The following is a 13,540-nucleotide window of genomic DNA, read 5'->3' on the forward strand; positions in this document are numbered from 1 at the left end:
GCTCCGCACGCTCGCCGACCAGCTCGGCCACGGCGGCGGAGTCCGCCGTCACGCGCTGCGGGGTCGCCGTGATCGCGGCCGCGCGCAGCAGCGACTTCACGTCGCCCGCCTGCTCCGGCAGCATCACCGTGGCGACGTCTCCGGCGCTGCCGGCGCGCGCGGTGCGGCCGGAGCGGTGCAGGTACGCCTTGTGCTCCGCGGGCGGGTCCACGTGCACGACGAGCTCGACCTCGTCGACGTGGACACCGCGCGCCGCGACGTCCGTCGCCACGAGCACGCGCACGTCGCCGGTGCCGAACGCCGCGAGGTTGCGGTCGCGGGCGCCCTGGCTGAGGTTGCCGTGCAGGTCGACGGCGGGGATGCCCTCCGACGTGAGCTGCTTGGCGAGCCGCTTGGCCTGGTGCTTGGTGCGCATGAACAGGATGCGGCGGCCGCGACCCGAGGCGAGTGCCAGGATCAGGTCCTTCTTCGCGTCCTGGTCCCGCACCTCGAAGACGTGGTGGGTCATGGCCTCCACGTGGCTGTTGGCGTCGTCCACCGAGTGCAGCACCTGGTTGGTCAGGAACTTGGCCACGAGCTTGTCGACGCCGTTGTCCAGGGTCGCCGAGAACAGCAGGCGCTGGCCGCGGGACGGCGTGGCGTTGAGGATGCGCGTGACCGTGGGCAGGAAGCCGAGATCCGCCATGTGGTCGGCCTCGTCCAGCACCGTGATCTCCACCTTGTCGAGGTGGACGATGCCCTGCTTCATCAGGTCTTCGAGGCGCCCGGGGCAGGCCACGATGATGTCGACGCCGGCCTGCAGCGCCGTCACCTGGCGGCTCTGCGAGACGCCGCCGAAGATGGTGGTCGTCGTCAGCCCGAGCGCGGCCGCGAGCGGCTTCAGCGTGGCGTCGATCTGGGTGGCGAGCTCGCGGGTCGGGGCGAGCACGAGGCCGCGGGGGCGGCGGTAGCCACGGGAGGGGCGGCCTCCCGCAGCGGCGGTCGCGGCGGCGAGCCGGGCGGCCAGCGGGATCGCGAACGCGATCGTCTTGCCGGAGCCGGTCTTGCCGCGGCCGAGCACGTCGCGCCCGGCGAGCGTGTCGGGCAGGGTGTCGGCCTGGATGGGGAACGGCTCGGTCTTGCCGTCGCCCGCGAGGACGGCGACGAGGGGAGCGGGCACGCCGAGGTCGGCGAAAGTCTGGTTGGTCACTGGTGCCTTTCTGGCAGAGTCTGCCCTCGCGGGCAGGTCCGGCGGCGTCGCGGAAGGGCGACGTCTTCGCCGGAAAGAAGAGGGGTGGTGCGCGGCGGGGAAAGCCCCGCCCGGCGCTCGCGCAGGCCGGCGGCGCCGGCAGGCCAGTCGTACTGGTCCGTCAAGTCTACCGGGTGCGGGCCGCACGCTGGCTGGGAGCGCATTCATAGCCGGAGGTCGTAGACTATCGGCCCGTAAACCCGGAAGGTGGTCGCGCGTGCAGGAATCCGAGCTCGAACGTGAGCGCACCGTCGTCTCCGGCCTGTACGAGCGTCTCGACACGCTCCGGGCCGAGACGGAGGAGCGGCTGACGCGGGTGCGCCGTGAGAGCGTCGGGAGCAACCACCAGGCCCGCAGCGAGCGGGACGCCTTCGCCCGTCTCTACGAGGACCAGCTCGTGCAGCTCCGCGACGTGGACGCCCGGCTCGTGTTCGGCAGGCTGCTGCTGGAGGAGGCGGTCGACGGCACCGATCACCGCTACATCGGCCGCGTCGGCCTGCGCGACGACGACCAGCGCTCGCTTCTCGTGGACTGGCGTGCCCAGCAGGCGAGCGCCTTCTACCAGGCGACCGCGAACGAGCGGATGGGCGTCCGGGCGCGTCGGCATCTCACGATGAGCGGCCGCCAGGTGGTCCGGATCGACGACGACGTCTTCGACGAGGCGCTCCTCGACGGCGACACCTCGGGCGAGCACGTGCAGGGGGAGGGCGCGCTGCTGGCGGCCCTCACCGCGCAGCGCACGGGCCGCATGCACGACATCGTGGCGACCATCCAGGCCGAGCAGGACCGCATCATCCGGTCGGACATCCGCGGCGCCCTCGTCGTGCAGGGCGGCCCTGGCACCGGCAAGACCGCGGTCGCGCTGCACCGCGCCGCGTACCTGCTGTACGCCAACCGGCAGCGCCTGAGCACGTCCGGCGTGCTCGTCGTCGGCCCGTCGCCCGCGTTCCTGCGCTACATCGAGGCCGTGCTGCCGTCGCTCGGCGAGACCGGCGTCGTGATGCAGACGCTGGGCGAGCTGTTCCCGGGCGTGGAGGCCACGGCTGACGACGGGCCGGAGGCCGCGCGGCTGAAGGGCTCGATCCAGATGGCGCGGCTCCTCTCGCGCGCGGTCAGGTCCCGGCAGAAGGCGCCGGCCGAGCCGCAGACCATCGTCGTCGACAACGAGCGCCTGGTCGTCGAGCCGGAGCTCGTGCAGCGCGCGCTCGCGAAGGCGCAGCGCACCGGCAAGCCGCACAACGCCGCACGCGTCACCTTCGTCAAGCAGGCGCTCGGCGAGCTCACCGAGCAGCTCGCCGCCCAGCTGCGGGCCGGCGGCTCGACCGTCGACGACGCCGACCTCCGGGTGCTGCGGGAGGATCTGCGCACCTCGTACGACGTGCGCGTGCTGCTGAACACGGCCTGGCTGCCGCTCACCCCGCAGAAGCTGCTGCAGGACCTGTACGCGCGGCCGTCGTGGCTCGCCGAGCTGACGCCGCGCTGGACCCCGGCGCAGCGCGAGGCGCTGCTGCGCGACAGGAACGCGCCGTTCACGGTCTCCGACGTGCCGCTCCTCGACGAGGCCGCCGAGCTGCTCGGCGAGTTCCCCGGCCGCGCCGACCCGGCCTCCCGCGAGCGGGAGCGTCAGCGCAAGCGCGACCTCGAGAACGCGCGCGCGGCGATCCGCAACATGGGCGTGGAGGGCCTGGTGAGCGCCGAACAGCTCGCCGACGGCTTCGCCGAGCAGGTGGACCGCGGCACCACCGCGGAGCGCGCTCTGGCCGACCGCTCGTGGACGTACGGTCACGTCGTGGTGGACGAGGCGCAGGAGCTGTCCGCGATGCAGTGGCGGGTGCTGGTGCGGCGCTGCCCGATGAAGTCGTTCACCATCGTCGGCGACATCGCCCAGGTGGCGTCGGCCGCCGGCGCGACCAGCTGGGACGAGGCTCTGCGCCCGGCGTTCAAGGACGCCTGGCGGCTGGAGGAGCTGACGGTCAACTACCGCACGCCCGCGCAGATCACGCGGGAGGCCGAGCGCATCGCGGCGGAGGCGGGTCTCCCGATCACGCCGACGCGCGCCGTCCGCGAGGGCGACTGGCCGATCCGCCGCGTGTCGGCCGGGGCCGGACTGCCCGCGGCGGTCGCGGACGCGGTCGCGCACGACCGCGGCCTGGACGGCGAGGGGACGCTCGCCGTCATCGCGTCGGCCGCCGACGTGGAGGCGGTGGCGGCGGCGGTGCGGGAACGCTTCGGCGACCAGGCGGCGCGCGGCGCAGCGGGCCTCACCCGGCCGATCTCGGTGCTGACCGGCTACGAGGCGAAGGGCCTGGAGTTCGACGCGGTGGTGCTGGCGGACCCGCCGGCGCTCGCCGCGGAGTCGGTGCGCGGCGCGGCGTCACTCTACGTCGCGATGACGCGCCCGACCCAGCGGCTGACGCTGGTCGGGCGCTGAGGCCTCACTCCCCGCTGTAGCGCTCGCCGACGGGGACCTCCACCGGCAGCGTGTTGCCGGCCTGCGCGAGCGGGCAGGCCCAGGCCGGGTCGTAGGCGCAGGACGGGTTGTAGGCGAAGTTGAAGTCGAGCACGATCGTCGCCTCGTCGTCGTCGGCCGACATCCCGAGGTCGGCTCCCTTGATCGTGTCGATCAGGTAGCGTCCGCCGCCGTAGGTGCCGCCGGGCCGGCCCGCGAGCGCGTCCTTCACGGGGACGAACAGGCCGCCGCCGTAGGAGGACAGCCGCCAGACGTCGAGGCTGCCCGCCAGCGGGACGCGCACGGTGCCCAGCAGCTCGAACGGCACCACCCCGTCGGTGCCGGTCTCCACATCCATCCGCACGGCTTCGGTCGCGGGGTGGATCGGCAGCTCGAACCGCCAGTCCGGGTCGTACGGCGACACCGGGAGTCCGGTGAAGCGGTCGCGGTCCTCGTCCATCAGCGGGGAGGCCGGGTGCGACGAGATCAGGTCGTTGCGGCAGGAGATCCAGTGCGCGTGGGCGGCTGCGGGGTCCGACGCGGCGATCCGGCGCACCGACGAGTACAGCGCGAACACGCTGCGCCGCCAGTCGGCCGTCTGCACGGCGGTGGCGGCGCGGCCGCGCCCGGGGACGACCTGGGGGGAGGAGTCGGGGGTGAGGGTGCTCATGCTGCGTCCTTCGTCGGTGTGGCTGGTTCCTGCTGGGGTGAGGCCGGCGCGTCCGGGTCGGGGGAGGCCGATTCCGGCGTGGGTGGATCGTATGCCCAGCTGGGCGCGAGTCGCCGCAGGCGCACGCCCCGCCACTGCCAGAAGGCCCACAGTCCGTACCAGGCGAGCGGCGTCAGCACCCCCGCCCGCACCACCAGACGGTCGCGGTAGAGGGTGCGCAGCCGACCGTCCGCGCCGGGGCCGGCAGGGTCGGGGGCGACCGCCATCCGGTGGTCGAGGTGCGGGATCACCGAGAGGGCGCCGCCGGTCCCGCCGCCGCTGTCGCGCAGGATGCGGGTGGCGCGCTCGCGCGGATCGGCCGAGCGCAGCGTGTCGAGTCGGATCACCTGCGTGCCGACGGTGAAGGCGCCGAGGGCGCGCACGGTCACGCGGTGCTCGGCGGAGTCCCAGACGGTCGGGAACCCGGCGGGCTCGTCCGACCGGAAGTCCACCCACGGCAGCGCCACCTCGCGGAACGCGGTAGGGCTCTGCAGGGCGCGCCACGCCGCGTCGGGGTCGCAGTCCAGGATGAGCTTCAGGAGGACTCTCACGCACCCCAGTTTCACGCATCCGCGCGCGGGGCGCAGTCATTCTCGGCGCACTCCCGGAAGCTCTGACCGCCGGCCGCGCCCTCTAGTCGGCCGCGCCCTAGCCGGCCGCGGCCTCCTCCGCCCGCGCCAGCAGCAGCGCCCGCTCGCGCTCGTTGCCGGTCAGCTCCGCGGCGCGCCGGAACTCCCGCTCCGCCTCCGCGCTCCGGCCCAGCTTGAGCAGGAAGTCCGCCCGCACCGAGGGCAGCAGGTGGTACGACTCCAGCACGCCGTCCGCCACGAGCCGGTCCACCACGTCCAGCCCGGCCTCCGGACCGTGCGCCATCGACAGCGCGACCGCGCGGTTGAGCTCCACGACGGCGGAGGGCTGGAGGGCGGCCAGCGCGCCGTACAGGGCGACGATCTCCTCCCAGTCGGTGTCCTTGGGCGCCGGAGCGGTCGCGTGGCACGCCGCGATCGCCGCCTGCAGCGCGTACGGGCCGCGCCCGCGGGAACCCACCAGCCGGTCGGCGCGGGCGAGTGCGGCCACGCCGCGGGAGATGAGGATGCGGTCCCAGCGGGTGCGGTCCTGGTCCTTCAGCAGGACGGGCTCCCCGTCTGCGGTGGCGCGTGCCGGGAGCCGGGATGCCTGGAACTCCATCAGCGCGACCAGCCCGTGCACCTCGGGCTCGCGCGGGGTGAGCTCGGCCAGCACGCGGCCGAGGCGGAGGGCCTCCTGGCAGAGGTCGGGGCGCATCCAGTCGTCGCCCGCCGTGGCCGAGTAGCCCTCGTTGAAGATCAGGTAGACGACCTCCAGCACCGACGACAGCCGCTCGGGGTACTCGGCGCGGTCCGGCACCTCGAACGGCACGTGCGCGGCGCTCAGCGTGCGCTTGGCGCGGACGATGCGCTGCGCGATGGTCGGGACGGGCACCAGGAAGGCGCGCGCGATCTCCTCGGTCGTGAGGCCGCCGAGGAGCTTCAGGGTCAGGGCGACGCGCGCCGACGGCGCGAGCACGGGGTGGCAGGCGACGAAGACCAGGCGCAGCAGGTCGTCCTGGATCTCCTCCGCCACGACCGCGGCCGGGTCGTCGTCCTCCTGCTGCTCGAGGTCGCGGGCGAGCGCGGCGTAGCGCTCGTCGAGACGCTCCCGGCGGCGCCAGCCGTCGATCGCGCGGCGCTTGGCGACGGTCGTCAGCCAGGCGCCGGGATTGCGCGGGATGCCGGCCTCCGGCCACTGCTCCAGCGCAGCCACGAGCGCGTCTTGGGCGAGCTCCTCGGCCAGGCCGACGTCGCCCGTCCAGCGGGCGAGCCCGGCGACGAGCTTGCCCGACTCGATGCGCCACACCGCCTCGACGGCGTCGGCGGCCGCGCGCTCGGACTCCACCAGGACCGCTCCTCCCGCGTTCACGTCTGCGCCTGCTCCGTCACGATGCGGCGCACCTCGACTCTGCCATGTCCGAGCGGCACGCGTCTCGCCCATTCGACGGCCTCCGCCCGGTCGGAGGCCTGCACGATCCAGAGCGCCGCGGGACGGACGGGCGGGACCGGGAGGAGGTCGGCGTCCGCGCGGGGGCCGTCGAGGGCGAGCCGGACGCGCGCCCCCTCGTCCGCGGCCAGGAGCTCACCGGCGAGCAGCACCCCGGCCCGGATCAGCTCCACCGTGTACCGCTGGAGCGCCTCGGTCGACGCCGGGCCGTCCGTGCTGAGCAGGAGGAGGTAGCGCATCCGTCGTCCTTCCGTCGGCGGCATCCGGGTGGTGGCCGTCGTAGAGACGTCGAGTCGGGGGACCGGGATTCGACAGCCCCGCCGGTCGCGGCGTGCGATGTCGGCCCCGTGCGCTAAAACGGGAGCATGGCGATCCGCTACTGGCTGGGCGTGGTGCATCACGATCACGTGCTGCGCGGCGTCGCGGGCGGCTACGCGCAGGTCAACCACGGCGCCCGCGCGCCGCTGGAGCGGATGGGCCCGTCCGACGGGTTCGTGTTCTACTCGCCGCGGGAGTCGTTCGACGGCGAGCCGCTCAAGCAGTTCACCGCGGTGGGGAGGCTGGCCGACGCCGACGTGTACCAGGCGACCCAGGGCACGCAGATGCGTGGCCCCGCCGGCGACTTCCTGCCGTGGCGGCGGCGCGTCGACTGGGACCACGACGCGGTCGCGACGCCCATCCGGCCGCTGCTGCCCTCCCTCGACTTCACGCGGGACAAGCCCGACTGGGGCTACCAGCTCCGGGCCGGCCTGATCGAGCTGACCCGCCACGACTTCGAGCTCATCCGACAGCAGCTGCGGCGCACGCCCGGCGAGCCGTGGCCGTCCGGCGCGCGCCGGGCCGACGGCGGCCGTCACCCGGCGCAACACGCGACGACCTCCTTCAGGGCGGAGCTACGCTGAAGCGGTGAGCTCGTCCACCGCCCCCTCGACCATCCCCGCCGCCCACCGCCAGGCCAAGTACCAGGTGCGGTTCGACTGGGCCGCGGACGGGGCGGCCGCGGTCGCAACCGACGCCGACGTGATCGTCTGGGTGGACGTCCTCGAGGACACCCCGATCCCGGAGGCCGCGACGCTGCCCGGAACCGGTGCCGTCGTCGCCGCCGGTCTCGCCGACGCCCCGGCGGTCGCGCAGTGGATCCTCGACGAGCAGGTCCGCCTGGGCCGCCGTGCGATGGTGGCCCTGGTCGCAGCGGGCGGGACCACGGCCTCCGGCGGCACCCGCTTCGCCGTGGAGGATCTCCTGGCGGCGGGCGCCGTCGTGGACGCCCTCGCGACGCTCGGGATCGACTACAGCTCCCCGGAGGCCGCGGCCGCCTGCGCCGCCTTCACGGGGCTGCGCGGAGCCGTGGCGCACCTGCTGACCGCGTCCGCCTCCGGTCAGGACCGCATCGCCTCCGGCGCCGACGCCGCCGCGCTCGCCGCGTCCGGCAAGCTCGGGACGGTCGCCGAGGTGCGGGTCCTGCGAACGGCCTGAACGCTCCGGCCGAACTCCCTGAGCGCGGAATGTTCCGGTAGAACCGCGCGTTCAGTGCCCTCAGGAGGTTGCATTCATGAAAGCAATTCTGAACGACACTGTCATCGCCGAGGCTCCGACCGAGGACCTCATCCGCATCGAGGGCAACTGGTACTTCCCGCCGCAGAGCGTCAACGCGGAGTATCTGGTGGAGTCGGCCACTCCGTACACCTGCCCGTGGAAGGGCGAGTGCCAGTACTTCTCCGTCAAGGACGGCGAGGCCGTGCTCCAGGACCGCGCGTGGAGCTACCCCACGCCGTACCCGAGCTCGTTCGACCGCGTCGGCAAGGACTACAGCTCGTACGTCGCCTTCTGGAAGGACGTCCGGGTCGTCGACTGACGCACTCCAGCCGGCAACGAGCTGACAGGACACGCCGCCTCCGCCCCCGCGAAGGCGGCGTGTCCTGTCAGCCGGCCGGCGGCTAGCATGGGCCGCGTGAGGGGAGGCACGATGCGTCGCTCCCGGCTCGTCCCGGCCGTGGCCGCGCTCGCCGCGGCGGCGGGGCTCGTCGCCTGCACCGCGGCCCCACCCGGCCCGACGGCGACCCGCTCGACGTCCGCTGTGCCGCGCCCGACCTACACCGCCGCCCCTCCCGTGGCGGCGATCCCCTGGCAGCCGGGAACCGAGACGACGGTGCTGGAGACCGGGCTCGACGCGCCGTGGTCGATCGTCCCGCTGCCCAGCGGCTCGGCCCTGATCAGCGAGCGCGACTCGGGGAAGATCGTCGAGCGCCTCCCGGCCGGCGGCCTCCGCGACGTCGGCGTCGTGCCCGGCGTCGTCCACACGGGGGAGAGCGGCCTGCTCGGGCTGGCCGTGCCGCCCGGCGCCACGCCGCCCTCCCTGTACGCCTACGAGACCACCCGCACCGACAACCGGGTGGTGCGGATGCCGCTCAGCGGCGTCCCCGGCTCGTACGGGATCGGCGCGCCGGAGCCGGTCCTCACCGGCATCCCACGGGCCGCCAACCACGACGGCGGCCGCCTCGCCTTCGGTCCGGACGGCATGCTCTACGTCACCACCGGCGACGCCGGCAACTCCTCGAACGCGCAGGACCGCGCGTCGCTCAGCGGCAAGATCCTGCGGCTCACGCCCGACGGCCAGGTGCCGCACGACAACCCGTTCCCCGGCTCGCCGGTCTGGTCGTACGGCCATCGCAACGTGCAGGGCATCGGCTGGGACGCCCACGGGACGATGTGGGCGAGCGAGTTCGGCCAGAACACCCGGGACGAGCTCAACATCATCGTGCCGGGCGGCAACTACGGATGGCCGGTCCACGAGGGCATCGCCCACGATCCCGCCTACGTCGACCCGGTCGCCGAGTGGCCGACCGACGAGGCGAGCCCGAGCGGCCTCGCCGTGGTGGGGGACACCGTCTTCCTCGCGGCGCTGCGCGGGGAGCGGCTCTGGACCGCCTGGTCGACCGCCGGCCACCCGCCCGTGACGGTGCGCGCGTTCCTCGACGGCGACCTGGGGAGGCTGCGCGATGTCGTCGGCCACGGCCAGACGCTGTGGGTGCTGACGAACAACACCGACGGCCGCGGATCGCCGCGTTCGGGCGACGACAAGCTGGTCGAAGTCCCGCTCGTGCCCGCCCAGAACACGCGGCAACCCGGATAGAGCGGGTTTGCCGACTACGCTTGACGTGAACCGCACGACCTGGGAGCCGACCCTGAGCATCATCCTCGGATACGATCCGTCCACGCTGCGCGAGCGTGTCGACCTCCGTGCTGCCGACGAGCGGCTGGAGGAGCTCGGCAGTCTCCGCAGCCTGAGCGCGCTCAACGAGAAGACCGTGCTGCTGAGACTGCTCGGCCGACTGGACGAGGCGTACACGGTCGCCAACGAGGCCGTGCGGCAGGCCCGCTTCACCGGCGACCGCGAACAGCTGCTCGGCGCGCGCATCCGCCGGGGCCAGGTGCTGCAATACCAGGGCAAGTTCGACGAGGCGATCGTGGAGCTCACCGGCTGCGTCGACGAGGCGCGCGGCCGGGAGTGGACCGCCCTGGAGGCGTTCGCCGTTCAGAGCCGCGGCAAGGTGCACTTCGACATGGAGGAGTACGAGAGCGCGCTGTCCGACATGACGGCGGCGGTGTTCCTGCGCGAGAAGCTCGGCGCGTCCCCGGCGGAGATCGAGGGCGCGCTCACGGCGGTGGCCGTGGTGCAGCGGTTCCTGGAGGCGCAGCGGGCGGCCGCCGCGGCCCGCGACGGGCACGGCGACGGCCCCGGTGCGGGCGGGGCCGGCGACGGCGCTCCGGCGTAGGATGCCTGCCATGGGCCGACCGGGGAGCGCACGCTGATGGCAGAGCTGGATCGCGTGCGTCGCTGGGCCGATGCGCTCATCGCGCTGCACCTCGACCCGGCCGTGTGGACCTTCGACTTCGACAACGCGAAGACCCGGGCCGGGCTGTGCAACTACACCGCCAAGCGCATCACGGTCTCCCGCTATCTGGCGGCCCGGTACGAGGACGACGACATCCACCAGATCCTGCTGCACGAGGTCGCGCACGCCCTCGCAGGCTCGCGCGCGGGGCACGGGCCGCGGTGGAGGGCGATCGCGCTCGATCTCGGCTACGAGGGCAAGCGGCTGCACGGCGGCGCGATCGCCGACGACCTCGCTCCGTGGGTGGGGACGTGTCCGCAGGGACACACCCACTACCGCTATCGCAAGCCCGCGCGGGCGCTCGCGTGCGGGGCGTGCAGCCGACGGTTCGACTCGGCGAACCTCATCTCCTGGGTGCACCGGGAGGTGTCCTCGGCGCAGCGCCGGATGGCCGCTGCCGCCGCGGCCGAGGCGCTCGAGGGCGACTGAGCCGCGCGCGCTGCTCCGCCTAGGCGGTCGCGACCGCGAGGCGCGCGTCGAGCCCGTCGCGCACCGCCGGCCACTCCTCGCGCAGCACCGAGTACACCGCGGTGTCGCGCCAGGTTCCGTCGGCGCGGGGCTGGGTGTGGCGCAGCACGCCTTCGAAGGTCGCGCCGAGCCGCAGGATCGCCGCCCGGGAGCGCTCGTTGAGCACGTCGGCCTGCAGCTTGACGCGCTCGAACCCGTGATCGAAGGCCGCGCCGAGCAGGAGGCGCTTGGTCTCGGCGTTGACGCGCGTGCCCCAGACCTCCGGCGCATAGGCGGTCCAGCCGATGTGGGCCGAGCCGTTCGCCAGGTCGAAGTCGCCCAGCGTCGTCGTCCCCACGATGCGGTCGCCGTCGCGCAGGCAGACCGCCGTCACGTTCGCGGTGTCCCAGGCCAGGTAGCGGAGGATGAACTCGCGCCACTCCTCGTAGGTGTCCTGGTAGGCCGCGAGCCCGCCGCCCCAGCCGCCGGCGAACACCTCGGGGTGCCCGATCGCGTCGTGGAGGTCGGGAAGATCGTCGACGGTGAGTGCGCGCAGCCGGATCGTCGCGCCCTCCAGCACGGCATGAGGATCGGGACGCGTCGCGGTCATCGGCCCAGTATTCCATCGACCTCCGCGCGATTCGAACCGGCTCCGATAACCCACTAAGTTGGTTCGGTGCCTACCGATGCCCTCCTGCCCCGAGAGACCGGGCAGTGGATGGACGACGCGGACGGCTTGCGCTGGTGGTTCGACTCCGGCGCGCTCGCCCTCGACTTCGCGTACACGGGCGGCGCGGACGTCCTGGGCGGCGCCCGCGACGCGGACGCCGAGCAGTGGCACTCCGTGCGCGACGCCGAACAGCTCGGCGGCTGGCTGCAGTCACGCTTCCCCGAGGTGTCCGCCACGACCGGCGAGCGCGAGTTCCGCGACGCGGAGATGCTGCGCGCGGCGATCGGCCGGCTCGCCCGCCAGGCCAGCCGCGCGGAGGCCCTCGGCCCAGCCGACGTGGACGTGGTGAACCTCTTCGCCGCGACGCCGGACATCCCGCCGGTTCTGGCCGGCGGCGCGCGGCAGGCCGGTCGTGCGCTGGCCCGCCCGCACCAGGCGCTCGGCACCGTCGCGCGCGACGCCGTGCGGCTGTTCGGCCCGGACGCCGACGGCCGCATCCGCGAGTGCTCCGCCCACGACTGCGGGCTGGTCTACCTCGACACGTCCCGCAGCGGCAATCGCCGCTGGTGCTCGATGCAGCGCTGCGGCAACCGCGCGAAGGTGCGCGCGCACCGGGCGCGCGCGGCCGGAAGGCGTTCCGGCGCCGGCGGCGGTACCGCAGAATAGGCGGATGGAGCCCATCCCCGCCGACCCCGGCAGCGTCGACCTGAACAGCGACCTCGGCGAGTCCTTCGGCGCCTGGAGCATGGGCGACGACGCGGCGATGCTCCGCCTGGTGACCAGTGCGAACGTCGCGAGCGGCTTCCACGGCGGCGACCCGTCCACGATGCTCGCCACCTGCCGGCTCGCCGCCGAGAACGGCGTGGCCGTCGGCGCGCACGTCTCCTACCGCGACCTCGCCGGCTTCGGCCGGCGCAGCATGGACGTCCCGGCCGCCGAGCTCCGCGACGAGGTCCTCTACCAGCTCGCCGCGCTCGCCGGGATCGCGCGCGTCGCCGGGACCGCCGTCCGCTACGTCAAGCCGCACGGGGCGCTCTACAACCGCATCGTGCACGACGAGGCGCAGGCCGCGGCGGTGGTGGAGGCCGTGGCGGCGTTCGATCCGGCACTGCCGCTGCTCGGCCTCCCCGGCTCGGCGGTCGAGCGGGCGGCGGGCGCGCGCGGGCTGCGGTTCGTGCGCGAGGCCTTCGTCGACCGCGGCTATCGCGCCGACGGGACGCTCGTGCCGCGCACAGAGGCGGGCGCCCTGCTTTCGGACGTGGCCGCCATCGCGGCCCGCGCGGTGCGGATGGCGCGCGACGGCGTGGTGGAGGCAGTCGACGGCGCCCTGGTCGCCGTCACGGCGGACTCCCTCTGCGTGCACGGCGACACCCCCGGCGCGGTGCGGATGGCGGAGGCCGTGCGCCGCGCCCTGGACGAGGCCGGCATCGCGGTGAGGCCGTTCGTGTGAGCGGCCAGGTGATTCCGTACGGCGACAGCGCCCTGCTCGTGGAGTTCGGCTCGCTCGACGAGGTGCTCGGGATGCTGCCGGCCCTGGAGCGCTCCAGGCCGACCGGCGTCGTCGACCTCGTCCCGGCCGCACGCACCATCGGCATCGTGCTCGACCCGCACGTCCTGAGCCCGGCCTCCGCCCGCGGCTGGGTCGAGCGCACCGCGCCGGACGCCGCAGCGACCGGCGAGCAGGAGGTCGTCGAGCTCCCGGTCCGCTACGACGGCGAAGACCTCGCCGAGGTCGCGGCCCTCCTCGGCGTCACCGCTGCCGAGGTCGTCGAGCGGCACACCGCCTCCGCGTGGCGGGTCGCGTTCGGCGGCTTCGCGCCGGGCTTCGCCTACCTGGTCACCGATCACGACGGGCTCGTGGTCCCGCGCCGTGCGACCCCGCGCACGGCGGTGCCGGCCGGCGCCGTCGGGCTGGCAGGCGAGTTCAGCGGCGTGTACCCGCGGTCGAGCCCCGGCGGCTGGCAGCTCATCGGGCGCACCGACGCGACGCTGTGGGACGTCGCGGCGGATCCGCCCGCGCTCCTGCGGCCCGGCGTCGTGGTGCGGTTCGTGGCGGTGCCGGCGTGACCGGCCTCCGCATCCTCCGGCCCGGCCCGCTCGCGCTGGTCGAGGACCACCCCGACAT

Annotated in this window: 16 protein-coding genes; 10 read left to right on the forward strand and 6 right to left on the reverse strand. The window is 74.2% G+C overall.

What is annotated here, in order from left to right; genetic code table 11:
• On the reverse strand, positions 1-1,189 hold a 1,189-nt coding region (locus AC3A3H_RS03960), incomplete at its 3' end, for a DEAD/DEAH box helicase (protein ID WP_487613241.1).
• 256 nt (positions 1,190-1,445) lie between these two features.
• Here AC3A3H_RS03960 and AC3A3H_RS03965 point away from each other — a divergent pair.
• A complete protein-coding gene (locus tag AC3A3H_RS03965) occupies positions 1,446-3,659 on the forward strand; it encodes a HelD family protein (protein ID WP_487613242.1) in 2,214 nt (737 codons plus the stop codon).
• 4 nt (positions 3,660-3,663) lie between these two features.
• Here the strand turns inward: AC3A3H_RS03965 and AC3A3H_RS03970 are convergent, their stop codons facing one another.
• The 4 genes from AC3A3H_RS03970 to AC3A3H_RS03985 all read right to left on the reverse strand — a co-directional run bounded on the left by AC3A3H_RS03970 (position 3,664) and on the right by AC3A3H_RS03985 (position 6,641).
• A complete protein-coding gene (locus AC3A3H_RS03970; protein WP_487613243.1) occupies positions 3,664-4,347 on the reverse strand; it encodes a DUF1684 domain-containing protein in 684 nt (227 codons plus the stop codon).
• Positions 4,344-4,937 carry a hypothetical protein gene (locus tag AC3A3H_RS03975; RefSeq protein ID WP_487613244.1) on the reverse strand — a complete coding sequence of 198 codons (594 nt, stop codon included), beginning with the start codon at positions 4,935-4,937 and terminating at the stop codon, positions 4,344-4,346. The genes AC3A3H_RS03970 and AC3A3H_RS03975 overlap by 4 nt, the downstream gene beginning before the upstream one ends.
• Before the next feature lie 97 nt (positions 4,938-5,034).
• Entirely contained in the window at positions 5,035-6,324 is a 1,290-nt protein-coding gene (locus AC3A3H_RS03980; RefSeq protein WP_487613245.1) for an RNA polymerase sigma factor, read from the reverse strand.
• Positions 6,321-6,641: a YciI family protein gene (locus AC3A3H_RS03985; RefSeq protein WP_487613246.1), complete on the reverse strand. Its 321-nt coding sequence runs from the start codon at positions 6,639-6,641 to the stop codon at positions 6,321-6,323. The genes AC3A3H_RS03980 and AC3A3H_RS03985 overlap by 4 nt, the downstream gene beginning before the upstream one ends.
• A 126-nt stretch (positions 6,642-6,767) precedes the next feature.
• Between AC3A3H_RS03985 and AC3A3H_RS03990 the strand changes: the two genes are divergently transcribed.
• From AC3A3H_RS03990 to AC3A3H_RS04015, 6 genes are all read left to right on the forward strand, one after another.
• Positions 6,768-7,304: an EVE domain-containing protein gene (locus tag AC3A3H_RS03990; protein WP_487613247.1), complete on the forward strand. Its 537-nt coding sequence runs from the start codon at positions 6,768-6,770 to the stop codon at positions 7,302-7,304.
• A 4-nt stretch (positions 7,305-7,308) separates the two neighbouring features.
• Positions 7,309-7,878, forward strand: coding sequence for a 2-phosphosulfolactate phosphatase (locus AC3A3H_RS03995; RefSeq protein ID WP_487613248.1), 570 nt, complete (start codon positions 7,309-7,311; stop codon positions 7,876-7,878).
• A gap of 76 nt (positions 7,879-7,954) precedes the next feature.
• Complete coding sequence (locus AC3A3H_RS04000) at positions 7,955-8,257, forward strand: DUF427 domain-containing protein (RefSeq protein WP_487613249.1); 303 nt, start codon at positions 7,955-7,957, stop codon at positions 8,255-8,257.
• An 87-nt stretch (positions 8,258-8,344) separates the two neighbouring features.
• Entirely contained in the window at positions 8,345-9,535 is a 1,191-nt protein-coding gene (locus tag AC3A3H_RS04005; RefSeq protein ID WP_487613250.1) for a PQQ-dependent sugar dehydrogenase, read from the forward strand.
• 25 nt (positions 9,536-9,560) lie between these two features.
• On the forward strand, positions 9,561-10,178 hold the full coding sequence (locus tag AC3A3H_RS04010) for a hypothetical protein (protein WP_487613251.1): 618 nt from the start codon (positions 9,561-9,563) through the stop codon (positions 10,176-10,178).
• Positions 10,179-10,214: 36 nt separating this feature from the next.
• Complete coding sequence (locus AC3A3H_RS04015) at positions 10,215-10,727, forward strand: SprT-like domain-containing protein (protein ID WP_487613252.1); 513 nt, start codon at positions 10,215-10,217, stop codon at positions 10,725-10,727.
• Positions 10,728-10,746: 19 nt separating this feature from the next.
• Here the strand turns inward: AC3A3H_RS04015 and AC3A3H_RS04020 are convergent, their stop codons facing one another.
• A complete protein-coding gene (locus AC3A3H_RS04020; protein ID WP_487613253.1) occupies positions 10,747-11,355 on the reverse strand; it encodes a GNAT family N-acetyltransferase in 609 nt (202 codons plus the stop codon).
• A gap of 66 nt (positions 11,356-11,421) precedes the next feature.
• Between AC3A3H_RS04020 and AC3A3H_RS04025 the strand changes: the two genes are divergently transcribed.
• The 3 genes from AC3A3H_RS04025 to AC3A3H_RS04035 are packed head-to-tail and all read left to right on the forward strand — an operon-like array spanning position 11,422 to position 13,482.
• The gene (locus AC3A3H_RS04025) at positions 11,422-12,081 is read left to right on the forward strand and encodes a CGNR zinc finger domain-containing protein (RefSeq protein WP_487613254.1); all 660 of its coding nucleotides are present in this window, start codon (positions 11,422-11,424) and stop codon (positions 12,079-12,081) included.
• Positions 12,082-12,085: 4 nt separating this feature from the next.
• Positions 12,086-12,865, forward strand: coding sequence for a LamB/YcsF family protein (locus AC3A3H_RS04030; protein ID WP_487613255.1), 780 nt, complete (start codon positions 12,086-12,088; stop codon positions 12,863-12,865).
• A complete protein-coding gene (locus AC3A3H_RS04035; RefSeq protein WP_487613256.1) occupies positions 12,862-13,482 on the forward strand; it encodes a 5-oxoprolinase subunit B family protein in 621 nt (206 codons plus the stop codon). Before AC3A3H_RS04030 ends, AC3A3H_RS04035 begins: the two co-directional genes overlap by 4 nt.
• The last annotated feature ends 58 nt before the right edge of the window (positions 13,483-13,540 follow it).

It is taken from the genome of Leifsonia sp. Soil_N53, assembly GCF_057655165.1.